At 70.6% G+C, this 23,447-nt stretch carries 21 protein-coding genes; 3 read left to right on the top strand and 18 right to left on the bottom strand.

Annotated elements, in window-relative coordinates; translation table 11 throughout:
* Positions 1-16 precede the first annotated feature (16 nt).
* Positions 17-472 (bottom strand): DUF2231 domain-containing protein, encoded by a 456-nt coding sequence (locus ACH34R_RS27040; RefSeq protein WP_397564324.1) that lies wholly within the window; start codon positions 470-472, stop codon positions 17-19.
* Between the two features lie 212 nt (positions 473-684).
* Between ACH34R_RS27040 and ACH34R_RS27035 the strand changes: the two genes are divergently transcribed.
* Entirely contained in the window at positions 685-1,587 is a 903-nt protein-coding gene (locus ACH34R_RS27035; RefSeq protein ID WP_397564323.1) for a peptidylprolyl isomerase, read from the top strand.
* A 73-nt stretch (positions 1,588-1,660) separates the two neighbouring features.
* Here the strand turns inward: ACH34R_RS27035 and aspS are convergent, their stop codons facing one another.
* The 3 genes from aspS to ACH34R_RS27020 are packed head-to-tail and all read right to left on the bottom strand — an operon-like array spanning position 1,661 to position 5,358.
* A complete protein-coding gene (aspS, locus tag ACH34R_RS27030; RefSeq protein WP_397564322.1) occupies positions 1,661-3,412 on the bottom strand; it encodes an aspartate--tRNA ligase in 1,752 nt (583 codons plus the stop codon).
* Entirely contained in the window at positions 3,409-4,677 is a 1,269-nt protein-coding gene (gene hisS / locus ACH34R_RS27025) for a histidine--tRNA ligase (protein WP_397564321.1), read from the bottom strand. Before hisS ends, aspS begins: the two co-directional genes overlap by 4 nt.
* Positions 4,678-5,358, bottom strand: coding sequence for an MBL fold metallo-hydrolase (locus ACH34R_RS27020; protein WP_397564320.1), 681 nt, complete (start codon positions 5,356-5,358; stop codon positions 4,678-4,680).
* A 151-nt stretch (positions 5,359-5,509) separates the two neighbouring features.
* Here ACH34R_RS27020 and ACH34R_RS27015 point away from each other — a divergent pair, with 151 nt between their 5' ends.
* Both ACH34R_RS27015 and ACH34R_RS27010 read left to right on the top strand, forming a co-directional pair.
* A complete protein-coding gene (locus ACH34R_RS27015) occupies positions 5,510-6,331 on the top strand; it encodes a peptidylprolyl isomerase (RefSeq protein WP_397564319.1) in 822 nt (273 codons plus the stop codon).
* Positions 6,332-6,374: 43 nt separating this feature from the next.
* On the top strand, positions 6,375-7,604 hold the full coding sequence (locus tag ACH34R_RS27010) for a DUF349 domain-containing protein (RefSeq protein WP_397564318.1): 1,230 nt from the start codon (positions 6,375-6,377) through the stop codon (positions 7,602-7,604).
* A gap of 144 nt (positions 7,605-7,748) precedes the next feature.
* Here ACH34R_RS27010 and ACH34R_RS27005 read toward each other — a convergent pair whose 3' ends face one another.
* The 14 genes from ACH34R_RS27005 to ACH34R_RS26940 all read right to left on the bottom strand — a co-directional run bounded on the left by ACH34R_RS27005 (position 7,749) and on the right by ACH34R_RS26940 (position 23,447).
* Positions 7,749-9,935: a RelA/SpoT family protein gene (locus ACH34R_RS27005; protein WP_397564317.1), complete on the bottom strand. Its 2,187-nt coding sequence runs from the start codon at positions 9,933-9,935 to the stop codon at positions 7,749-7,751.
* 235 nt (positions 9,936-10,170) lie between these two features.
* Positions 10,171-10,695 carry an adenine phosphoribosyltransferase gene (locus ACH34R_RS27000; RefSeq protein WP_397564350.1) on the bottom strand — a complete coding sequence of 175 codons (525 nt, stop codon included), beginning with the start codon at positions 10,693-10,695 and terminating at the stop codon, positions 10,171-10,173.
* A gap of 117 nt (positions 10,696-10,812) precedes the next feature.
* A complete protein-coding gene (gene secF, locus ACH34R_RS26995) occupies positions 10,813-11,865 on the bottom strand; it encodes a protein translocase subunit SecF (RefSeq protein WP_397564316.1) in 1,053 nt (350 codons plus the stop codon).
* Position 11,866: 1 nt separating this feature from the next.
* Entirely contained in the window at positions 11,867-13,732 is a 1,866-nt protein-coding gene (gene secD, locus ACH34R_RS26990; RefSeq protein ID WP_397564315.1) for a protein translocase subunit SecD, read from the bottom strand.
* Positions 13,733-13,775: 43 nt separating this feature from the next.
* Positions 13,776-14,162: a preprotein translocase subunit YajC gene (yajC, locus tag ACH34R_RS26985; protein ID WP_397564314.1), complete on the bottom strand. Its 387-nt coding sequence runs from the start codon at positions 14,160-14,162 to the stop codon at positions 13,776-13,778.
* Between the two features lie 261 nt (positions 14,163-14,423).
* Positions 14,424-15,464 carry a Holliday junction branch migration DNA helicase RuvB gene (gene ruvB / locus ACH34R_RS26980; protein ID WP_397564349.1) on the bottom strand — a complete coding sequence of 347 codons (1,041 nt, stop codon included), beginning with the start codon at positions 15,462-15,464 and terminating at the stop codon, positions 14,424-14,426.
* Between the two features lie 66 nt (positions 15,465-15,530).
* Positions 15,531-16,148, bottom strand: a complete 618-nt coding sequence (ruvA, locus tag ACH34R_RS26975) for a Holliday junction branch migration protein RuvA (RefSeq protein ID WP_397564313.1) — start codon at positions 16,146-16,148, stop codon at positions 15,531-15,533.
* Positions 16,145-16,678, bottom strand: a complete 534-nt coding sequence (gene ruvC / locus ACH34R_RS26970; protein ID WP_397564348.1) for a crossover junction endodeoxyribonuclease RuvC — start codon at positions 16,676-16,678, stop codon at positions 16,145-16,147. The genes ruvA and ruvC overlap by 4 nt, the downstream gene beginning before the upstream one ends.
* 113 nt (positions 16,679-16,791) lie before the next feature.
* Positions 16,792-17,949: an enhanced intracellular survival protein Eis gene (gene eis, locus ACH34R_RS26965; protein ID WP_397564312.1), complete on the bottom strand. Its 1,158-nt coding sequence runs from the start codon at positions 17,947-17,949 to the stop codon at positions 16,792-16,794.
* A 44-nt stretch (positions 17,950-17,993) separates the two neighbouring features.
* Entirely contained in the window at positions 17,994-18,746 is a 753-nt protein-coding gene (locus ACH34R_RS26960; protein ID WP_397564311.1) for a YebC/PmpR family DNA-binding transcriptional regulator, read from the bottom strand.
* A 3-nt stretch (positions 18,747-18,749) separates the two neighbouring features.
* A complete protein-coding gene (gene pdxT / locus ACH34R_RS26955) occupies positions 18,750-19,352 on the bottom strand; it encodes a pyridoxal 5'-phosphate synthase glutaminase subunit PdxT (protein WP_397564310.1) in 603 nt (200 codons plus the stop codon).
* 178 nt (positions 19,353-19,530) lie between these two features.
* The gene (locus ACH34R_RS26950; protein WP_397564309.1) at positions 19,531-21,201 is read right to left on the bottom strand and encodes an alkaline phosphatase D family protein; all 1,671 of its coding nucleotides are present in this window, start codon (positions 21,199-21,201) and stop codon (positions 19,531-19,533) included.
* A gap of 189 nt (positions 21,202-21,390) precedes the next feature.
* Entirely contained in the window at positions 21,391-22,305 is a 915-nt protein-coding gene (gene pdxS / locus ACH34R_RS26945; RefSeq protein ID WP_397564308.1) for a pyridoxal 5'-phosphate synthase lyase subunit PdxS, read from the bottom strand.
* Positions 22,306-22,427: 122 nt separating this feature from the next.
* Positions 22,428-23,447 (bottom strand): DUF3048 domain-containing protein, encoded by a 1,020-nt coding sequence (locus tag ACH34R_RS26940; protein ID WP_397564307.1) that lies wholly within the window; start codon positions 23,445-23,447, stop codon positions 22,428-22,430.

Genomic DNA, 23,447 nt, shown 5'->3' with positions numbered 1-23,447 from the left:
TCCGCGCTCCTCGCGGTCAGCCCCAGACGGCGATCGCGCCCGTGTGACCGGCGCGGATCACGTAGAAGCCGGCCGCCAGGGCGAGCAGCACGGTCACGCCGGACAGCGCCGCCGCGGGGACCTTGCCCAGCCGCGGCCCGGCGAGGACCATCAGCAGCCCGGCCAGGCCGAGCCCCGTGGTGGTCCACAGCAGCGGTGTGGCGAAGCCCTCGTGGTCGCCGATGGTCGCGGCCATCGGGCCGGGGACGCCGTCGGGGAACAGGTGGTCCTTCAGCGCCAGGCCGCTCTGCCTGGCGGCGAACACGGACGCGGGGGCGGCGATGGACAGCGCCACCACGGCCCAGCCGAGCCGCGGGCGCCAGGCGGTGACCAGCGCGTAGGCGGCGCTGAGGAGCGCGGCCAGCGGGGCCAGGACGACCGCGGCGTGGATGATCAGGGGGTGGGCCGGGAGGCCGAAAAGCTGTTCGAACATGCGACTGCTCCTGGTGCGAGCGGGGACACGGTGAGTGCGCCGTGGTGTACAGGCCGTTTCCAGCAATACGGATGCAGGGCCGCCATCGGTTCCCGGTCTCCCGGATCTCTCCGGCACATCGGGCAAATTGCGGCTCTTACGTATTCCACATCTCAGGGCCGGTACGATTCGCCGAGTTGTACGTCAAGCAATCCATCCTGGAGGAAACAGCGGTGAGCGGCGACGACCGTCAGAGCGAGCTGGCGCAGCAGCACAAACAGCGGCAGGCTCAGCGGGCCGCCGAGGAGCGCAGGGCGAGCGCGAGGGCGAAGCGGAACGTCACCGTCGGGGCGGGGATCGGAGTCGTGGTCGTGGCGGGCGGGGTCATCGCCGCCATGACGCTGCTCGGCGGGGGCGACGCGGGCAAGGCGGCGACCACCGCCGCGAAGTCCCCATCGCCCTCGACGCCGGTGACCACTCCGTCCATCGGCCCGACCGCCGGCGGCAAGCCGGGCACCTGCGAATACCGCAAGGACGACAGCGGGAGCCCGGCCAAGGACGTGGGCAGGCCGCCGAGCAAGCCCAACCTGAAGTGGAAGACCATGACGATCGAGACCAACCAGGGCGACATCGTCATCGATCTGGTAACCGACAAGGCGCCCTGCACGGTCAACTCCTTCGCCCACCTGGCCAAGAAGAACTTCTTCGACGGCACCCGGTGTCACCGGCTGGCCGCGCCCGCCACCACCGGCCTGGCGCTGCTCCAGTGCGGCGACCCGTTCGCCAAGGGGGACGGCAAGTCCAAGACGGACGGCGCGGGCGGCAGCGGCTACCTCTTCAACGACGAGAACCTCGGCGGGATGTCCTACGACCGGGGCACGGTGTTCATGGCGCAGGGCGCCGAGGACGCCAACTCCAACGGCAGCCAGTTCGCCATCTCCTACGCCAATGACACGACGGCTCTCGACGCCCAGCCGGCCTACACGCCGTTCGGCAAGGTCAGCAAGGGGATGGACGTGATCGACAAGATCGTCAGGGGTGGCTGGATCACCAACGAGGGGGACGCCCGGGACGAGGGCGGCTCGCACGCCCCCAAACTCCCGGTCATCGTGAAGGACCTGCGCCTGGCCAGGTAGCGGACGCGATGCGGAAGGCCGCCGCCCCGGTGAGGGGCGGCGGCCTTCCGTCGTCAGCGGGGGCCGCGGGCCGTCACGCGGTCGCGGCGCCCTCCTCCTCGCGCGGGCGGGCGTCCACGCCGGCCTCCTTGCGCTGGTCGGCGGTGATCGGGGTGGGCGCGCCGGTCAGCGGGTCGAAGCCGGAGGCGGTCTTGGGGAAGGCGATCACGTCCCGGATCGACTCGCCGCCGGCCAGCAGCATGCAGATGCGGTCCCAGCCGTAGGCGATGCCGCCGTGCGGCGGCGGGCCGTACTTGAACGCCTCCAGCAGGAACCCGAACTTGCTCTCCGCCTCCTCCTTGGAGATGCCCAGCACGTCGAAGACCCGCTGCTGCATCTCGGCCCGGTGGATACGGATGGAGCCGCCGCCGATCTCCATGCCGTTGCAGACCATGTCGTAGGCGTAGGCCAGGGCCTCGGCCGGGTGGTCTTGGAAGTTGTCGGCCCACTCGGGCTTGGGGCCGGTGAAGGGGTGGTGGACGGCCGTCCAGCCGCCCTCGCCGTCGTCTTCGAACATGGGGGCGTCCACGACCCACAGGAACGACCACTGCGACTCGTCGATCAGCCCGCAGCGACGGCCGATCTCCAGGCGGGCCGCGCCGAGCAGCTCACGCGAATCGGAGGGCTTGCCCGCCGCGAAGAAGACGGCGTCGCCCGGCCGTGCCCCGGTCTGGCCCGCCAGGCCCGCCAGCTCGGCCTCTGAGAGGTTCTTGGCCACCGGCCCGCTCAGGGTGCCGTCCTGCTGCACGAGCACGTAGGCGAGGCCCCTGGCGCCGCGGGCCTTGGCCCAGTCCTGCCAGGCGTCCAGCTCCCGGCGGGTCTGCCCGGCCCCGCCCGGCATCACCACGGCGCCGACGTAGGGGGCCTGGAAGACCCGGAAGGAGGTGCCGGAGAAGTATCCGGTCATGTCCACCAGCTCGCAGCCGAAGCGCAGGTCGGGCTTGTCGGAGCCGTAGCGGGCCATGGCGTCGGCGTAGGTCATCCGGGGCAGCGGCGTGGGCAGCTCGTGACCGGCGATCTCCTTCCACAGCCGCCCGACCAGCGCCTCGCCCAGCGCGATCACGTCGTCCTGGTCGACGAAGGACATCTCCACGTCGATCTGGGTGAACTCGGGCTGCCGGTCGGCGCGCAGGTCCTCGTCGCGGTAGCACTTGGCGAGCTGGTAGTAGCGCTCCAGCCCGGAGACCATCAGAAGCTGCTTGAAGAGCTGCGGGGACTGCGGCAGCGCGTACCAGTGGCCGGGCTGCAGGCGGACCGGCACCAGGAAGTCGCGGGCGCCCTCGGGCGTGGAACGGGTGAGCGAGGGCGTCTCGACGTAGACGAACCCGTGCTCGTCCATCACCTGGTGGGCCAGGTAGGTGGCCTTGGAGCGGATGCGCAGCGCCTCGGCCACCTGCGGGCGGCGGATGTCGAGGTAGCGGTACTTCAGCCGGGCCTCCTCAGAGACCCCCGTGCCGCCCTCGATGGGGAAGGGCAGCGGCGCCGCCTCGCTGAGCACCACCACCTCGTCGGCCACGACCTCGACCTCGCCGGTGGGCAGGTCGGGGTTCTCGTTGCCCTCGGGCCGCACGCGCACCTGACCGACCACCCGCAGGCAGTATTCGGAGCGCAGGTCGTGGGCGACCTCGTCTTCCCTGAACACGACCTGGGCGCTGCCCGAGGCGTCGCGCAGGTCGATGAAGACGACGCCGCCGTGGTCACGGCGACGGGCCACCCATCCGGCCAGCGTCACCTGCCGGCCCGCGTGCTCCCTGCGGAGCGAGCCGGCCGTATGCGTGCGGATCACTGAATCTTCCCTTTCAAGACGTGGACGACCTGGGCCAGCGGCACCTCGGTCTGCTCCGCGGTGGTCAGGTCCTTCACCTGTACGGCCTGCGCCGCCAGGTCGCGCTCGCCCAGGATGAGCGCGAACCGCGCGCCCGAGCGGTCGGCGCCCTTCATGGCGCCCTTCAGGCCCTTGCCGCCGAAGGCCATGTCGGCGACCAGCCCGGCCGCGCGGATCTCGGCCAGCAGCCGGAACATCCGGCGGCGCGCCTCCTCGCCGAGCGGCACGCCGTACACCTGGACCGGGACGCCCCCGGCCGGGTCTTCGCCGCCGAACAGCCCCTCGGCCTCCATGGCGAGGACCGTGCGGTCGACCCCGATGGCCCAGCCGACCCCGGGCAGCGGCGGCCCGCCGATCATCTCGCTCAGCCCGTCGTAGCGGCCGCCGCCGCCGACGGCCGACTGTGAGCCGAGCCCGTCGTGGACGAACTCGAACGTGGTGCGCATGTAGTAGTCGAGCCCGCGGACCAGGCGGGGCTGGTCGGTGTAGGCCACCCCCATGGCCGACAGCAGCGAGCGGACCTCCTCGTGGTAGGCCTTGCACGTCTCGCACAGGTGGTCGGTGACCAGCGGTGCGGCGGCGAGCCTGGCCTGGAGCTCCGGCCGGCCGTCGTCGAGCACGCGCAGCGGGTTGATCTCGGCCCGCCGCCGGGTCGGCTCGTCCAGGTCCAGGCCGGCCAGGAAGCCCTGCAGCGCCGCCCGGTAGGCGGGGCGGCACTCCTTGCAGCCCAGGGTGTTGAGCAGCAGGGTGACGCCGGTCAGGCCGAGCGCGGCGTAGCCCTCGGCGGCGAGCAGGATCACCTCGGCGTCGAGCACCGGGTCATCGGCGCCCAGGGCCTCGATGCCGACCTGCGAGAAGTGGCGGTAGCGGCCGCGCTGGGCGCGCTCGTAGCGGAAGTTGTTGCCCGAGTACCACAGCTTGACCGGCAGCCTGCCGTTGTGCAGGCCGTGCTGGAGCACCGCGCGCACGACCGGCGCGGTGCCCTCCGGGCGCAGCGTGATGGATCTGCCGCCCTTGTCGTCGAAGGTGTACATCTCCTTGGACACGATGTCGGTGGACTCGCCCACCCCCCGGGCGAACAGCGCGGTGTCCTCGAAGGTCGGCGTCTCGATGTAGCCGTAGCCGGCCCGGCGGGCGGGCGCGGACACGGCCTCGCGGACCCGCAGCGCGCGCTCCGAGCGCGGCGGCAGCCAGTCGAAGGTGCCCTTGGGCGATTGGAAGGCCATTCAGATCCCCCTGGTGGGACCGGCGAGGGACACCGCCTCCGCCAGATACGGGTTGGCGGCGCGCTCCCGGCCGATCGTGGTCTGTGGTCCGTGGCCGGGCAGGACCACCGTCTCATCGGGCAGGGGGAGGCACTTGCCGGCGAGGCTGGCCAGGATCTGCCGGTAGTCGCCGCCGGGCAGGTCGGTACGGCCGATGGATCCTTGGAACAGCAGGTCGCCGGAGAACATCACCTGCTCCCCCGCGAGCCTGAAGCAGACCGATCCCGGGGTGTGGCCCGGAGCGTGGTCGACGGTGACCGACAGGCCGGCCAGTTCCATCACCGCGCCGTCGGCCAGCTCCCGCACGTCGTCGGGCTCGCTCAGGGTGAGCCCGCCGAAGATCTGCGCGGAGGCGGCCGAGAAGCCCTTGCCGGGGTCGCTGAGCAGCTCGCGGTCTTCGGGGTGGATCCAGGCGGGAATGTCACGCGCCCCGCACACCGGCGCCACCGACCACACGTGGTCGATGTGACCGTGGGTGAGCAGCACCGCGACCGGCTTGAGCCGATGCTCGCGCAGGACGTCGTCGAGGGCGCCGACGGCGTCCTGGCCAGGGTCGATGACCACGCACTCCTCGCCCGCGGCGGGAGCGACGACGTAACAGTTGGCCTGGAAGGCCCCTGCGGGAAAGCCGGCGATCAGCATCTGCCTCAGTTGATCTCGTCAAGAATGCGGATGGGAATGTAACCGAAGGGTACCGGTGCCGGTCGCCGGGCTGCGAACCATTAGGTGTTGGCCGATACGATTCGCCCACCTCAGTTAGTTCATCGGCGTGACACTCGAAGGGTGGACGGCAGTGGCAACCGGCAAGGAGCGGCAGCGACAGCTCGCGCGTGAGCACTACGAGCGTCAGATGCAACGGCGGATCGAGCGTCAGGCCAAGACCAAGCGCAACGCGGTCATCGGCTCCACGATCGGCGTCGTGGTGGTGATCGGGGGCGTGGTGGCCGCGGTCACGCTGATAGGCGGAGGCGATTCCCGGCCTCAGGCGGCGTCCAGCCCCTCTCCCTCTCCCTTCGACGCGACGAAGGTGAGCTGCTCCTATCCGGAGGACGCCAAGGGGGTGACCAAGAAAGTCGGCACTCCCCCGAGCAAGCCCGATCTGACCGCGACCCAGATGGCTCTCAACACCAGCCAGGGTGAGATCGTCGTGGACATGCTGCCGATGAAGGCGCCCTGCACGGTCAACTCCTTCGCCTTCCTGGCGAGCAAGGACTACTTCGACGGCACCAGTTGCCACCGGCTGGTCACCCCGGAGACCGGCGGCCTGGCGATCCTGCAGTGCGGCGACCCGAAGGCCACGGCCGACGGCAAGGGGACGACGGACGGCCAGGGCGGTCCCGGCTACAGCTTCGCCGACGAGAACCTGGGCGGCATGCCCTACGGCAGGGGCGTCGTGGCGATGGCCAACAGCGGCGAGAACACCAACGGCAGCCAGTTCTTCCTCATCTTCGGGGACGAGACCAAGTCTCTCCCCCCGAAGTACACCCCATTCGGTACCGTCAGCAAGGGAATGGACATCCTCGACAAGGTGGCCAAAGGTGGGTTCCTGGCGGACAACACCGCCCCGAAGGTGAAAGTCCAAATCAAAGACGTGACAATCTCTGGCAAGAGCTGACGTAATAGCCACATAGGTCAGGGACTATCAAGTGGAGGACACGGTGAGCACCGACCCGTGGGGCCGGGTAGACGACGACGGCACCGTCTACGTGCGTACGGCTGAGGGAGAGCGAGCCGTCGGGTCCTGGCAGGCCGGTGAGCCCGAAGAGGCACTGGCCTACTTCCATCGCAAGTTCGAGGAGCTCGCCACCCAGGTCGAGCTGCTCGAACAGCGGCTACGTGGCACCGACCTGCCCCCCGCGCAGGCCGAGGCGGGCATCACGAAGCTGCGCGAGGCGATCACGGACGCCCACGCCGTGGGCGACCTCGACACCCTCCTGACCCGTCTGGACACCCTGACCGACCTGGTGGCCAAGCGGCGCGAGGAGGTCAAGGCGGCCCGCGACCAGGCCCGCGCGGAGGCGCGGTCGGTCAAGGAGCGCATCGTCGGCGAGGCCGAGCGGATCGCCACCGAGACCACCCACTGGAAGTCCGGCGGCGAACGGCTGCGCCAGCTCGTCGAGGAGTGGAAGGCCGCCGACCGCATCGACCGCGTCACCGAGGCGGCGCTGTGGAAGCGGCTGTCGGCGGCCCGCACGGCGTTCGCCAAGCGGCGCAAGGTGTACTTCGCCGGGCTCGACGAGCAGCGCGAGGGCATCCGCGCGGAGAAGGACCGCATCGTGGCCGAGGCCGAGGCCCTGGCCGGCTCCACCGACTGGGGGGCGACCGCGGCCGCCTACCGCGAGCTGATGCGCCAGTGGAAGGCGGCCGGCCGGGCCTCCCGCGAGGTCGAGGAGGAGCTGTGGACGCGCTTCAAGGGCGCCCAGGACCAGTTCTTCCAGGCGCGGTCGGCGGTCTTCGCCGAGCGTGACGCGTCCCTGCGGGAGAACGCCGAGGTCAAGGAGCAGTTGCTGGCCGAGGCCGAGAAGATCCTGCCGGTGACCGACGCGCGCACCGCCCGCGCCGCCCTGCGACACCTGCTGGAGCGCTGGGAGGCGGCCGGGCCGGTGCCCCGCGAGCTGCGCGACCGCCTCGAAGGCGGGCTGCGCCGGGTGGACGATGCGGTGCGCAAGGCCGAGGAGGCGGAGTGGAAGCGCTCCAACCCCGAGGCCCGCGCCCGGGCACAGGACACGGTCAACCAGTTGCGCCGCTCCATCGACCAGCTTGAGGCCCGCCTGTCCCAGGCGCGCGCCGCGGGCCGGGAGAAGGACGTCAGGGAGCACGAGGACGCGCTGACCGCCCGTAGGTCCTGGCTGGAGGAGGCCGAGCGCACGCTCGGGGAGTTCTCCTGAAGGGCCCGGCGTGCGCCGGTGGCGCCCCGGCCCGCCCAGCGGGCCTCTCCGAGCCCCCGGAAGGGCCTGTGCCGGTCCGGCGCGCCACCCGCCACCCCGAACACGGGTGGCGGCTTCGCGCGCCGTACGGACCGCCAGAGGGCGTCAGTTGTTCACCCGGTAGACGTCGTAGACCCCCTGCACGTTGCGCACCCCCTTGAGGACGTGCCCGAGGTGCTTGGGGTCGCCCATCTCGAAGGTGAACCTGCTCACCGCGACCCGGTCGCGGGAGGTCGCCACGGACGCCGACAGGATGTTGACGTGGTGGTCCGACAGCGTGCGGGTGACGTCGGACAGCAGCCGCGGCCGGTCCAGGGCCTCGACCTGGATGGCCACCAGGAAGACCGAGTCGTCGCCGGGCGACCAGCTCACGTCGACCAGGCGATCTTGCTGGGCGCGCAGCTGCTCCACGTTGGGGCAGTTCACCTGGTGGACCGAGACGCCGTGGCCGCGGGTGACGAACCCGAGGATGTCATCGCCCGGGACCGGCGTGCAGCAGCGCGACAGCCGTACCCAGACGTCCTGGTCGCCGGCCACGATCACACCTGCGTTGGCGCCGGTGCGCGGCCGCCCGCGCAGCCGGGTCGGGACGGACGCCTCGGCGATGTCCTCCTGGGCGCTGTCCACGCCGCCGATCGACTCGACCAGCTTGCCGACCACGGACTGGGCCGAGACGTGGCCCTCGCCGACCGCCGCGTACAGCGCGGACACGTCGGGGTAGCGCAGGTCGCGGGCCAGGGCGAGCAGGGCCTCCCCCGACATCAGCCGTTGCAGCGGCAGCCCCTGCTTGCGCATCGCCCGGCCGATGGCCTCCTTGCCCGCCTCGATCGCGGTCTCGCGGCGCTCCTTGGAGAACCACTGACGGATCTTGTTGCGGGCCCGGCCGCTCTTGACGAACTTCAGCCAGTCGCGCGACGGCCCGGCGTCCTGTGACTTGGAGGTGAAGATCTCCACCGTGTCGCCGTTGCCCAGCCGCGACTCCAGCGGCACCAGGCGGCCGTTGACCCGCGCGCCGATGCAGCGGTGGCCGACCTCGGTGTGGACCGCGTAGGCGAAGTCGACCGGGGTCGCCCCCTCGGGCAGCGCGATCACCTGGCCGCGCGGCGTGAAGACGTAGACCTCCGAGACCGAAAGGTCGAAGCGCAGCGACTCCAGGAACTCCCCGGGGTCGGAGGTCTCCTTCTGCCAGTCCAGGAGCTGCCGCAGCCAGGCCATGTCGCTGCCGGGCTTGACCTTGGCCCCGCCCGGTCCGGTGGCGGTCAGGTCTTCCTTGTACTTCCAGTGCGCGGCCACGCCGTACTCGGCCCTGTGGTGCATCGCGTGTGTGCGGATCTGCAGCTCGACCGTCTTGCCCTCGGGCCCGATGACCGTCGTGTGCAACGACTGGTACATGTTGAACTTGGGCATCGCGATGTAGTCCTTGAACCGCCCGGGAACCGGGTTCCACCTGGCGTGGATCGTTCCGAGGGCGGCATAGCAGTCGCGAACCGTGTCGACGAGCACCCGGATGCCCACCAGGTCGTAGATGTCGTCGAAGGCGACATCTCTGGCGATCATCTTCTGGTAGATCGAGTAGTAGTGCTTGGGGCGGCCCTTCACGGTGGCGCGGATCTTGGCGTCCCGCAGGTCGACCGCCACCTTCTCGATCACTTCCTGGAGGAACAGGTCGCGGCGCGGCGCGCGCTCGGAGACCATCCTGGCGATCTCGTCGTAGCGCTTGGGGTAGAGCAGCGCGAACGCGAGGTCCTCCAGCTCCCACTTGATGGTGTTCATGCCCAGGCGGTGGGCCAGCGGGGCGAAGATCTCCAGCGTCTCGCGGGACTTCTGCTCGCGCTTGTGCGGCGGCAGGTAACGCATCGTGCGCATGTTGTGCAGGCGGTCGGCGAGCTTGATGACCAGCACGCGGATGTCGCGCGACATGGCCACGACCATCTTGCGCACGGTCTCGGCCTGGGCGGCGTCGCCGAACTTCACCTTGTCCAGCTTGGTCACGCCGTCCACCAGCAGCCCGACGCTGTCGCCGAAGTCGCGGCGCAGCTCCTCCAGGCTGTAGGCGGTGTCCTCGACGGTGTCGTGCAGCAGCGCGGCGCACAGGGTCTCGTCGTCGGTGCCCAGCTCGGCCAGGATGGTCGCGACCGCGAGCGGGTGGGTGATGTAGGGGTCGCCGCTCTTGCGCTTCTGGTCGCGGTGGTGGTGGGCGGCGACCTCGTAGGCGCGTTCGATGAGCCGCAGGTCGGCCTTCGGGTGCGTCGCCTTCACGGTGCGGAACAGAGGTTCGAGCACCGGGTTCATGGCCCCTCCCCCAAACCGCGAGAGCCTGCCGCGCCGCGGCGGTGCCGCGGGGCGCTCCTGCCCGGCCTCCGGCGCACCGCCACCGGGACCGCCTGGCGGGGCGGCGGGCCCGGGGGCCGCACCGCCTGCGGTCGACTCTGGCACCACCACGTCACGGGGCACGCAGACTCCTCACGTTCGAGTCTAGATCCCTCAGTGTATCCACGCGGTTCACCGAGGTGGCGTCCCCGGGGGATCAGACGATCACAAGAGATCGCAGGTCGAGACCGGCGAGCTGGTCGCGGCCGGCCAGGAAGGCGAGTTCCATCAGCACGGCCGCGCCGACGACCTCGGCTCCGGCCTCGCGGACCAGGTCCACGGTCGCCCGCGCGGTCCCGCCGGTGGCGAGTACGTCATCGACGATGAGAACCCGTTCACCGGGCTCGAAGGCGTCTCGATGCACTTCCACGATTGCGGAGCCGTACTCCAGATCGTAGGACCTCTGCAGGGTTTCGGCGGGCAGTTTGCCCTTTTTCCGTACCGGCACGAAGCCCGCGCCCGCCCGGTAGGCCACCGGCGCGGCCAGGATGAAGCCGCGCGCCTCGATGCCGACGACCTTGTCGATCCCCTCGCACAGCCCGGCCAGCTCGTCCACGACCGCGCCGAAGGCCGTGTGGTCGGCGAGCAACGGGGTGATGTCCTTGAACACCACACCCGGCCGCGGGTAGTCGGGGACGTCGCGGATCCGTCGCAGGATCAGCTCGCTCAGCTCGCTCATTATCGGCCCGTCGTCGCAGGGGAGATCGGAAAAGCGGGGGTGCCGGGGGCGGTGGAACGGCCTGGACAGCCGTACGCGCCCCCGCCCGGCCCTGCCGTGGCGGAGGCGCGCATCCGGATGCTACTTCTTGCGCCGCTTGGTGGTCGTCGCGGCGTTGGCGCTGACCGGCTCGCGCTTGTCGGCGGGCGCGTCGCGCGGCTCCTTGGACTGCCCGCCGCGAGCGCCCAGCCGCTTGGCGAGCTGCTGATACTTCGGCTCCCGCTCCTTCATCGTGACCAGCATCGGCGTGGCCACGCACAGCGAGGAGTAGGTGCCGACGAGCATGCCCACGAACAGCGCCAGCGACAGGTCCTTCAGCGTGCCCGCGCCGAGCAGCGTGGTGCCGATGAACAGGATCGCCGCGACCGGCAGGATCGCCACCAGCGTGGTGTTGAGCGACCGGATCAGCGTGTGGTTCAGCGCGTCGTTGGCGGCCTGCGCATAGGTCACCTTGGAGCCCAGGCCGAGCTTGGCGGTGACCTCCTTGATCATGTCGAAGACCACGACGGCGTCGTACAGCGAGTAACCGAGGATGGTGAGGAAGCCCAGCACGGTCGCCGGGGTCACCTCGAAGCCCGTCCAGGCGTAGACACCGGCCGTGATTATCAGGTCGTGGAGGAGGGCGACGATCGCCGCCAGCGCCATCTTCCACTCGAAGGCCATGGTCAGATAGAGGATGATCGCCAGCATGAACACCGCCAGGCCGATCATCGCCTTCTCCGAGACCTGGCCGCCCCAGGTCGCGCCGATCAGGTCGACGTTGACCTCGTTCTGGGCCAGGTCGTACTCCTCGGCGATGGCCTTCTGGAGCTGGGTGACCTTGCCCTCGGACAGCGGCTCGGTCGTGACCCGCCAGTAGTCGCCCGCGGTCTGCGGGATGACCTGGTGCACATCCTCTTCGAGGAAGGTGCCGCGGACCTCCTCGATGCCCGCCTTCGGCGCCTGGAAGGAGAACACCGACCCTCCGGTGAACTCCACCCCGAGGTTGAGCCCGCCCTTGACGACCAGGCCGGCGATCGACAGCAGCAGGAGCAGGGCCGACAGGCTGTACCAGAGCTTCTGCTTGCCGACGAAGTCGACGTTGACCTCGCCCCGGTAGAGGCGTCGGGCGAGCCCGGAACCGAAACCAGCCATGTCAGGCCTCCCGCGGGGCGGTCGTGCGGACGGGGTCGGCGCTCATGCGCTCGGCGTCCAGGCCGGAGAGCTTGTGGCCCTTGGCGAAGAACTTCAGCCTGGCCAGCAGCGCCACGAACGGCTTGGTGAACATGAACACCACGACGATGTCGATCAGGGTGGTCAGGCCCATCGCGAAGGCGAAGCCGGCCACACCGCCCACCGCCAGGAAGTAGAGCACCACCGCGGCGATGAACATGACCGCGTCGGCGATCAGGATCGTACGGCGGGCGCGCACCCACGCCACCTCCACGGCCGCGCGGAGCGACCGCCTGCCCTCCTTCATCTCGTCTCGGATGCGCTCGAAGTAGACGATGAAGGAGTCTGCGGTGATACCGATGGAGACGACCAGGCCGATGATGTGCGGCAGCGACAGGCGGAAACCGGCGCCCGCGCCGAGCACCACCACCGACTGGTACGTCAAGATGGTGGCCACCGTGAGGCTCAGCACCGACACGACGCCCAGCCCCCGGTAGTAGAGCAGCGAGTAGATCACGACCAGGGCCAGGCCGATGCCGCCCGCGATGAGGCCGCCCCGAAGCTGGTCGGCGCCCAGAGTGGAGGAGATCTCGGAGATCGAGCTGCGCACGAACTTCAGCGGCAGGGCGCCGTACTTGAGCTGGTTGGCCAGCTCGTTGGCGGATTCCTGGTTGAAGGTGCCGGAGATCTGGGCCCGGCCGCCGGTGATCGGCTCCTGGATGACCGGCGCGGAGATCACCACGCCGTCGAGGACCATCGCGACCTGGTTGCGCGGCGCCTGGGAGTTGAAGGCGGTCGTGGTGACCTGGCCCCACTCCTGCGCGCCCTTGCTCTTGAAGCTGAGCTGGACCAGCCACTCGCCGGTGTCCTGGGCCACGCCGGAGTCGGCGCTGGAGATCTCGGTGCCGACCACCGCGGCCTTGTCCAGGATGTAGCGGGCCGCGCCGTCGGCGTCGCAGACCGCGATCTGCTTGGCCGGGTCGTCCTGTGCGCCCTGGCCGCGGTTGGCCTTCGTGCAGTCGAGGTTCTTGAACTGCTCCAGGACCGCGGGGTCTATGCCGTTCGGGTCGATGCCGGCCAGCGGGTCGTCACTGGGGGGCGCGGTGGGCGGCACGGACGGCTCGGGCGTGCCCTTGCCCTTGTCGCCGGGCTTGTCACCGGCTTTGTCGCCCGATTTGTCGTCGCCCGCTTTGTCGCCGGATTTTTCCTCACCGTCCTTGTCGCCCCTGTCGCCCTTTCCCGGCTCCTTGCCGGTGCCGGTGGGCGTGGGGGCCGGGGACGGGTTGGTCAGCGTGCTGAAGGCGCGCTTGCCGACCGTGACCCCGCCCTGGGCCGCGGGCGTGCTCCCGGGGCCGGGCGTGCCCGCGCTCTGCGAGGGCGTGGCCGCCGGGGTGGCGGTGGGCGGAGTGGAGGCGTCGCCGGGCGACGCGCTCGGTGTCGGCGCGGCCGTGGGCATCGGCGGGGCCGCCGCGGCGACCCCGAGCACCTGGCGGAAACGCAGCTCCGCGGTGGTGCCGACCAGCTTCACGACGTCTTCCTGGCCTACGCCGGGCACGGAGATCACGATGTTGTCACCGGATTTGGTGACCTCGGCGTCGGAGATCCCTGTGCCGTTGACGCGGTCACGGATGATGTTGACCGCGAGATCGAGGCTCTCTTGTGAAGGCGCCTTGTTGTTCGACGTCACCGGGGACAGCGTCACGATGGTGCCGCCGGCCAGGTCGAGGCCGAAGAGGGGGGCGAACGCCCGCTGCAGGAACATGGTCCCGCCCAGGGCGAGGATGAGGGCCACGAGCAGCAGGAGCATGCGCCCCGGCCTGCTGTGGCTGCTGGTCGGTCGTCGGGCCACTGGTCGCCTGTTTCCTTCGGGTAAAGGGTTTCTCGTAGCCTAGTCAGGGCCTGCCGGTACTGGAGCCCTTCTCGTCGCCGTTCACGGGCTCCACGTCGTCGGCCGCCCTCTCCCGGCCGTCTTCGTCCTCCCCGTCAACGTCCTTCTCGTCGTGCTCCTCGGTCACCGGGGTGATCACGCGGCCGATCGCGGCCTTCACGAACCGGCCCTCGACGCCGGGGGCGATCTCCAGGATCACGTCCTCGTCGTCGATCGCGACCACCGTGGCGAACATGCCCGCCGTGGTCATCACGCGCGACCCGGGCGCCAAGGAGTTCTGCATGCGGAGCTGCTCTTGCTGGCGCTTGCGCTGCGGCCTGATCAGCAGGAAGTAGAAGACCACCACCAGCAGGATCAGCGGTATGAAAGAAGTCAGGTTGCTGCCGCCCACGATGGGCCACCTTCCCTGTGAATGAGACCGGCGCACGGCCGGCCGTGTCGTGCGATGTGTGCGGCCTCGCCGCTCAGCACGTCAGCCTACACAGCCGGACAAGCCAGGGAGTGTAGGCGAGCGTTGAGAGGCCCGGCAACGAACCCACGAGGCGGCGCGCGGGAAAGTTCCCACTTCGAGATCGTTGTCACCGATCTGTGATCAGAACAAAGCGCACGCCATGCCCTATTGCGCGTTATGGTCCTGCGCGTTCGCCGGCGGTCAGGGGGCGGCGGGCGGTGTGGAGGCCGTCGCGCCGAAGGCGTCGGGCGGCGGGGTGAGGCCCAGGTGGATCCAGGCCGCCGCGGTGGCCACCCGGCCGCGCGGGGTGCGGGCCAGCAGCCCCTGGCGCACCAGGAACGGCTCGGCCACGACCTCGACCGTCTCCGGCTCCTCCCCCACGGCCACGGCCAGCGTGGAAAGGCCCACCGGGCCGCCGCCGAACTTGCGCAGCAGCGCACCGAGGACCGCGCGGTCCAGGCGGTCCAGGCCCTCGCCGTCGACCTCGTACAGGTTGAGCGCGGCGGCGGCGATGTCGGCGGAGACCACTCCGTCGGCGCGGACCTCCGCGAAGTCACGGACCCTGCGCAGCAGGCGGTTGGCGATGCGGGGGGTGCCCCGGGAGCGGCGGGCGATCTCGCGCGCGGCGTCTTCCGGCAGTGCCACGCCGAGCAGCCGGGCCGAGCGGAACAGGACCAGCTCCAGCTCCGCCGCGTCGTAGAAGTCCATGTGCGCGACGAAGCCGAACCTGTCGCGCAGCGGCGCGGGCAGCAGCCCGGCCCTGGTGGTGGCCCCGACCATGGTGAAGGGGGCGATTTCGAGCGGGATCGCGGTCGCGCCCGGCCCCTTGCCGACCACGATGTCGACCCGGAAGTCCTCCATCGCGAGGTAGAGCATCTCCTCGGCGGGCCTGGCCATGCGGTGGATCTCGTCGATGAACAGCACCTCGCCCTCGGCGAGCGTGGACAGGATCGCCGCGAGGTCGCCCGCGCGCTCCAGCGCCGGGCCGGAGGTGAGCCGCAGCGGCGCGGCCAGCTCGGCGGCGATGATCATGGCCAGGCTGGTCTTGCCGAGCCCGGGGGCGCCGCTCATCAGCACGTGGTCGGGGGCCTTGCCGCGCCGTCGCGCGCTCTCCAGGACCAGGGAGAGCTGCTCGCACACGCGTGTCTGGCCGATGAACTCGCCCAGCCGCCGGGGACGCAGGGCCGCCTCGACGACGTGTTCGTCGATGTCGGCGTCGGGTGAGACCAGCTCGCGGTCCAGGCCGGGGGGATCGGGGAACTCGGGGAACTCGGGGAACTCGGGAACCTCGGAAGACACCGCCCCAACCTAACGAACGCTCAGCGCGCGTAGCGCGGCCTTCAGCAGCGCGGCGACCTGTGGCACCCGTCCGGCGGCCAGCTCGGCGTCGGCCTGCGGGGCCACGGTGGCGACCGCCTCGTCGGCGTCGCGCGTGGAGTAGCCCAGCCCGACCAGGCCGGTGTGCACCTGCTCGCGCCACGGGGGCGCGAGTCCGGGCACCCCGGGCACGGCGTCGGGCGCGGCGCCCGGCATGAGCTTGTCCTTCAGCTCCAGGATGACCCGCTGGGCGACCTTGGGGCCGATGCCGGGGACCATGGTGAGCGCCTTGACGTCGCCACTCGCGACGGCCAGCCGCAACTGCCCCGGAGCGTGGACGGCCAGCATGGCCAGGGCCAGCTTCGGCCCGACCCCGGCGACCTTCTGGACCGCCTCGAACACGTCGCGCTCCTCGGTGTCGGCGAACCCGAAAAGCGTGAGCGACTCTTCGCGCACCACCAGGGACGTGGCCAGACGGGCGGGCTCGCCCAGCCGCAGCGCGGCCAGCGTGCCCGGCGTGCAGTGCACCAGCACGCCGACGCCGCCCACCTCGACCACGGCCGTGCCCGGCCCGATCGCGGACGTGCGCCCGGACACCGAAGCGATCATCGGCCTGCTCCCTTCCCGGCCCGCGCCCTGGCCAGCGCCTCGGCCATGCGGTTCTGGGCGCCGGAGCGCCACACGTGGCAGATGGCCAGGGCCAGCGCGTCGGCGGCGTCGGCCGGCTTGGGCGTGGCGGACAGCCGCAACAGGCGGGTGACCATGGCCCCGATCTGCTTCTTGTCGGCCGTGCCGCTGCCGGTGATGGCGGCCTTGACCTCGCTCGGCGTGTGCAGGGCGACCGGCAGGCCGCGCCGCGCGGCGCAGACGATCGCCACCGCGGACGCCTGGGCGGTGCCCATCACGGTGCGGGTGTTGTGCTGGGCGAACACCCGCTCCACGGCGACGGAGTCGGGTTTGACCTCGTCGAGCCAGTGCTCGATCCCGGCCTCGATGGCGACCAGCCGGGAGCCGATGTCGTCGTCGGCGGGAGTGCGGACGACTCCGACGGCCACCAGCGACAGAGGTGCCCCCGGACGCCCTTCGACCACGCCGACCCCACATCGGGTCAGCCCGGGATCGATGCCGAGCACCCGCAGGCCGGGCACGCGCACGGGCACCCCTCCCCTATGGCCGAACACCAGTTCGGGGCGACTCTATCGCGTCCCGGCCCCGGCGCGCATCCGTGACACCCCGCGTTGGCACGGTCCGCTCAGAAGTAGTCCACCATGTACGCCGCGCCGGCGAAGGCCGATTCCAGTGCCTCGTCCGCGCTGGGGTCGCCGCCCGTCATCAGGCCCGAACGCCGCAGCACCACCGCCGGCACCCCCGCGAACAGGGCCGACAGGGCCCCGATCGAAAGGCGCGGCCCCTCCCCCGAGGCCGCCCGGGTCAAGGCGCCCTCGCCGCCTTCGACGCGAAGCCGCCAGGTGCCGGAGTTGGCGGGGCGCTGGGGGTCGTCCACGGTGAGGAGGGTGTCGAGCGCGACGCTCGCGGGGAACCCGCGCCCGGCCACGGCGGCCGGCGCGTCGATCAGCCGCAGCATCCAGCGGATGTGCCGCCAGTCCTCTCGCGACCGCTCGCGCAGCATCCACAGCACCGGGTCGTCCGGCGCGATGCACGCGCGGACGGACTTGGCGACGGAGGAGGCGGTGCCCACCAGGGACCACAGCGCCCGTGCGGTGGCCTCCGAGCCCGCGACGAGGTTGTCCACGTCGATGTCGTCACCGGCCCAGCGGTAGATCACGAAGCCGTCTTCAGCGCCGTAGATGAGGTCGTCCTCCTCGCCCAGCCAGTGGCGCCAGACCTGCTCGTTCCAGCAGACGGGGCCGCTCGCCCGGCCCGCCGCGTAGGCGCGGTCCAAGATGGCCATCACCTCGGGGGCGTCGTCGGGGCCGAGCCTGCGCAGCTTGACCGGCTCGCGGGGCGCGCCGAGCGTGCGCAGCGCCTCCGACTGCAAGGTCGCGACGTAGTGGCCACCGGCGTGCTCGTAGCCGGCGGCCCGGTAGACCGGGGTGGTGGCGGGGAAGAGCACGGAGGTCGAGTGACCCAGTTCGGCGCAGCGCTCGATCACGGCGCGCATGAGCATGCCGCCGACACCGCGGCCACGCTCTTCGGGCATGACGGCCACGCCGCCCACGCCGCCCATCGAGACGGGGCGGCCGTGCCACCACTGCCGGAAGTCGCCGATCCGGGCGGAGGCGACCAGCCTCGGCCCGTCGAACACACCGAGGCAGCGGCCCTGCGGGATCTGCGCGAGCATGCCCTCCCGCCAGGACTCCACGTCGCCCTGCGGCACCGGGCCGAACGAGCGCTTGCGGTTGTCGAGCACGGCGTCCAGGTCGTCTGCCGTAAGGTCACGAATGTCCATAAGGACCAAAACTACGCATTATTCCCGGGCGCGCGCGAACCCATTTAGTCCAGCTTGGCCATGATCTCGTCGGAGACGTCGAAGTTGGCCCAGACGTTCTGCACGTCGTCGCTGTCCTCCAGGGCCTCCATCAGGCGGAACACCTTCCGCGCGCCGTCCTCGTCCAGGGCGATGCTCACCGAGGGCAGGAAGGACTGCTCGGCGGACTCGTAGTCGATGCCCGCGGCCTGCAGCGCCTTGCGGACCTCCACCAGGTCACCGGCCTCCGAGACCACCTCGAAGGACTCGCCGAGGTCGTTGACCTCCTCGGCGCCCGCGTCGAGCACGGCCGTGAGCACGTCGTCCTCGGACAGGTCGCCGGCCTTGGGCACGATCACGACGCCCTTGCGGTTGAACATGTAGGAGACCGAGCCCGGGTCGGCCATCGAGCCGCCGTTGCGGGTCACCGCCACCCTGACCTCGGAGGCCGCGCGGTTGCGGTTGTCGGTGAGGCACTCCACCAGCACGGCGACGCCGCCGGGGGCGTAGCCCTCGTACATGATGGTCTGCCAGTCGGCGCCGCCGGCCTCAAGCCCGCCGCCGCGTTTCCTGGCGCGCTCGATGTTGTCCAGCGGAACCGAGTTCTTCCTGGCCTTCTGGATGGCGTCGAAGAGCGTGGGGTTGCCGTCCGGGTCGGGGCCGCCCGTCCTCGCCGCGACCTCGATGTTCTTGATGAGCTTGGCGAACAGCTTGCCCCGCTTGGCATCCAGCGCGGCCTTCTTGTGCTTGGTCGTCGCCCATTTGGAGTGGCCGGACATCGCCTAGCGCTCCCTAGTGTCTCTACGAACCATCTCGACAAAGTACGCGTGCACGCGGCCGTCACCGGTCAGCTCGGGATGGAAGGACGTCGCGAGCAGCGGGCCCTGGCGGACCGCGACGATCCTATCCCCCGCGTGCGTACGGCCCAGCACTTCGACCCGATCACCCACCGACTCCACCCACGGCGCCCGGATGAACACCGCGCGCAGGTCTCCCCGCCCGGCGAACTCGATGTCGGACTCGAAGGAGTCGACCTGACGCCCGAAGGCGTTGCGGCGCACCACCATATCGATACCGCCGATGGTCTGCTGCCCGGTCACGCCGCCCTCGATGCGGTCGGCCAGCATGATCATGCCGGCGCAGGATCCGTAGGCGGGCATCCCCTCCTTGATCCGCAGGCGCAGCGGGTCAAGGATCTCGAAGGTCTCGGCGAGCTTCCACATGGTCGTGGACTCCCCGCCGGGGATGACCAGTGCGCCGACCTCGTCCAGCTCGGCGGGACGCCGTACCGCACGGGCGTCGGCGCCGGCCTCGCGCAAGGCTTTCAGGTGCTCGCGGACGTCTCCCTGTAGTGCGAGCACACCGATGACGGGCGCATTGGTCACAGGACTTCCTTCGGGTCGCAGGACGGCATCTCGACTGAACGCCTGGATGGTTATCAATCTTCCCAGATCATGCCGGACCCGGCGCATCCCCTCCTGCGCGACCCGTGTGAGCCGACAAAGGAGCCGACAAAAGAAAAGGGGGGCGGTGGCTCAGGCCACCGCCCCCCCTTTTACGAGGTCAGGGTCGCTTGGTCTCCCGGTCGATGGTCTCCTGGACGGGGTCCCCGCCGTCGCGCCTGGCCGCCGGGTCCACCGGCCGCAGGTACGTCAGGCGCGGGCCGGGCACCCGGTCCTCGATGACGAAGCTCGCCTTGGTGTGCGCGGGCGCGTCCGGGACGCTCACCGCGGGCAGCACCTGGAAGTCGGCGCTGATCTCCGACTTGGTGATCTTCGTGGTCACGTATCCGCGCTGGTTGTTGAAGAAGCGCAGATGCGGGTTGATCTTGAGGAACGGGTGGGTGGCCGGGTCGGAGTCGGCCCCGTCGCCGCCGGAGGTGATGGAGGAGGCGACCAGTTCCGAGCCCACGGTCGCCGAGGTGGGGTCGTCGTAGTCGAGCTTGAGGTCGCTCGCCCAGTGCGCGTGCACGTCGCCGGTGAGCACCACCGGGTTTCGCACCTTGGCGTCGATCCAGCCCCGGGTGATCCGCTCGCGGGAGGCCACGTAGCCGTCCCAGGCGTCCTGGCTGGTCACCTTGAGCGGGCCGGCGTTGTTGTCGCGCTGGGCGAAGAACACCTGCTGGCCGAGGATGTCCCAGTGCGCCCGGGAGTGGTGGAAGCCGCGCAGCAGCCACTCCTCCTGCGCCGAGCCGGTGATGGAACGAGCCGGGTCCACCGCGTCGGGGCAGTTGCGGTAGCCGTCGCCGCACCCCTGGTCGTCACGGTACTGCCGGGTGTCCAGCATGTGGAACGTGGCGAGGCGGCCCCACCTGATGCGCCGGTAGAGCTGCATGTCGATGCCGCGCGGGACGGACGAGCGGCGCAGCGGCATGTTCTCGTAGTAGGCCCGGAAGGCGGCCTCGCGCCGGGCGCGGAAGTTCGGCTGCGGGATGTCGGGCCGCTCGGGCACCTCATCGGCCCAGTTGTTGTCCAGCTCGTGGTCGTCCCAGACCACCGCCCAGGTGGTGATGGCGTGCGCGGCGCGCAGGTCGGGGTCGGTCTTGTACTGGGCGTGCCGCTGGCGGTAGCCGGCCAGCGTCTCGGTCTCCGGCCCCTCGTGGTGACGGACGTTGCCGCCGGGGATGGTGTAGGTGTCGCGCTTGTACTCGTACTGGTAGTCGCCCAGGTGCAGGATCAGGTCGGGGGCCTCTTCGGCGAGGCGGCGGTAGGCGGTGAAGTAGCCGTGTTCGTACTGCGAGCACGACACGAACGCCATGGCGAGCGCGCCGCCGTAGGACAGCGGGTGGGGCGCGGTACGGGCCCGGCCCACCGGGGAGACGTACCGGCCGGCCTTGAAGCGGTACCAGTACTCCCGGTCGGAGAGCATGTCGTCCAGTTCGACGTGGACGCTGTGCCCCCATTCCGGCGTCGCGACCGAGGTGCCGCGCCGCACGATCCTGCGGAACCGCTCGTCGGTGGCGACCTGCCACTGCACCGGCACCGGCCGGGCGGGCATCCCGCCCATGCCGTCCTCGGCCATGGGCTGCACCGCGAGCCTGGTCCAGATCACGAAACCGTCGTGGGCCGGGTCGCCTGAGGCCACGCCGAGGGTGAAGGGGTCGGAGCGCAGCTCGCCGGGAGACGGCACGGCCGGCTCGGGCGCGGGCTCGGCGGAGGCGGCCTCGGAGGCGCCGGCGACGGCTCCCGCGGCGAGGGAGGTCACCAGAAAGGACCGCCTGGTGAACGGGGACATGGGGGGACCTCCAAGACGATCGGGAGGAGCGATCAAGCTCAGGGACGTCCGCAGCTTGACGAAACCCGATGTCTTGAAGGTGCAATTACGGTGGCTATTGACCCAACTTGACCCGACGGTAACCGTTCGGGCAGACGACGCGCGAAGCCTCCGGCGGACCGACCGCGGTCCGCCGGTCAGGGCTCGCGATCACCAGCCGCGCTCGGCCAGGCGGTGCGGCTGCGGGATCTCGTCGACGTTGATGCCCACCATCGGCTCGCCCAGCCCGCGCGAGACCTTGGCGATGACGTCGGGGTCGTCGTAGAAGGTGGTGGCCTTGACGATGGCCGCCGCGCGCTTGGCCGGGTCGCCGGACTTGAAGATGCCCGACCCGACGAACACGCCCTCGGCGCCGAGCTGCATCATCATCGCCGCGTCCGCCGGGGTGGCGATGCCGCCCGCGGTGAACAGCACCACCGGCAGCTTGCCCAGCTTGGCGACCTCGGCGACCAGCTCGTAGGGCGCCTGAAGCTCCTTGGCCGCGACGTACAGCTCGTCTTCGGGCAGGTTGGTCAGCCGCTTGAGCTCGGCCCTGATCTGCCGCATGTGCGTGGTGGCGTTGGAGACGTCGCCGGTGCCGGCCTCGCCCTTGGAGCGGATCATCGCCGCGCCCTCGGTGATCCGGCGCAGCGCCTCGCCCAGGTTGGTCGCGCCGCACACGAACGGCACGGTGAACTTCCACTTGTCGATGTGGTTGGCGTAGTCGGCCGGGGTCAGCACCTCCGACTCGTCCACGTAGTCCACACCGAGCGCCTGCAACACCTGCGCTTCGACGAAGTGGCCGATGCGGGCCTTGGCCATGACCGGGATGGAGACCGTGGAGATGATGCCCTCGATCATGTCGGGGTCGCTCATCCGGGACACGCCGCCCTGGGCCCTGATGTCGGCGGGAACCCGCTCGAGGGCCATGACGGCGACCGCCCCGGCGTCCTCGGCGATCTTGGCCTGCTCGGGGGTCACCACGTCCATGATGACGCCGCCCTTGAGCATCTCGGCCATGCCGCGCTTGACCCTGGCGGTGCCGGTGGCGGGGGATTCGGTTACTTCAGGAGTGCTGCTCGACACGGGTGCATACCTCACAAGGCGGGCGTATCTATCCACTCAAGGATAGGTCCTGACCCCAAAGCACCGAACTCAAGGTGGCACGCCAATTCGGAGCAGGGCACCTGACCTCGCTGGACACCGCGTCAGGGTTGCACCGGCTTGGGCGCGGCGATGACCACCCAGACCTGGCCCCTGGCGAACGGCAGCGGCTCTCCCGCCTCGGTGGTGAATGCCGTGCCCTCCTCCTCCGACTCACGCTCCCACCTGGCCTTGTACGCCTTGCCGTCGCGCAGCACCACGGCCTTGCCCTTGCCGGTCGTGTGGATCAGCGGCGTGTAGCTGCCGGTGAAGTCGTGAAACTGGGAGCGGGTGGTCTTGGCGTACTGGACGACGATCGTCGGCGCGCCGAGCTGGCGGCCCTCCGCGCCCATGTCCTTCTCGCCGTCCTGCCAGACCAGCCACCGCTTCTGCGTCGGCGACCACTTGAACTCGAAGTTCGCGGCCGGATAGCGCACCCGGAAGGTCTTCCGGTCGGCGCCGCCCTGCGGAGCCTCGTCGGCGAAGGTGAAGCCGACGTCCTTGGCCTTGGTCGCCTTGGGGGCCTGGGCGAGCAGCTTGCGCGGGCTGGCCACCAGGTTGTACGGCGCGGACCGCCCCGGCTCCCGGGTGTAGGCCGACCCGGCCGCGCTGTCGGACACGTCGAACAGCGACGCCTGCTGGACGTAGGGCACCATCTTGCTCTGGACGCCGGAGTAGGCCAGCGCCGGCTTGCCGAACTGCGGCAGGATGTGCAGGTCGGAGATCCTCGCCGAGCGGACCGGGCCGACCTTCGACGGCAGCTTGGAGGAGAAGACCGCCATCAGCCGGGTCAGGCCGCCCTCGACCTGCTCGACGTAGACGATGTCCGCGCTGCTCACCCCGATCTGCGGCTTGCCCGCGGCGGTGTTCTCGATCTTCACGGCCAGCACCGGCTTGCGCTGGGGGGACGGCCGGCCGGTGAAGGGGTGCTCGGGCTGGGGGGTCGGTGTGGGCGTGGCCGAGGGGGGCGCGGCGCTCTGCTGACCGGCCGGCGATCCGCCACCGCCGCCCGAGGAGCAGGCCACGCTCGGAACCAGAACGGCCACTCCGGCCAGCGCGACCGTCATCACCCGATATGCCCGCAC

This window comes from Spongiactinospora sp. 9N601, assembly GCF_044326295.1.
GTDB classification, from domain to species: Bacteria; Actinomycetota; Actinomycetes; order Streptosporangiales; family Streptosporangiaceae; genus Spongiactinospora; species Spongiactinospora gelatinilytica.
This window is presented reverse-complemented; position numbering and strand designations above follow the sequence as displayed.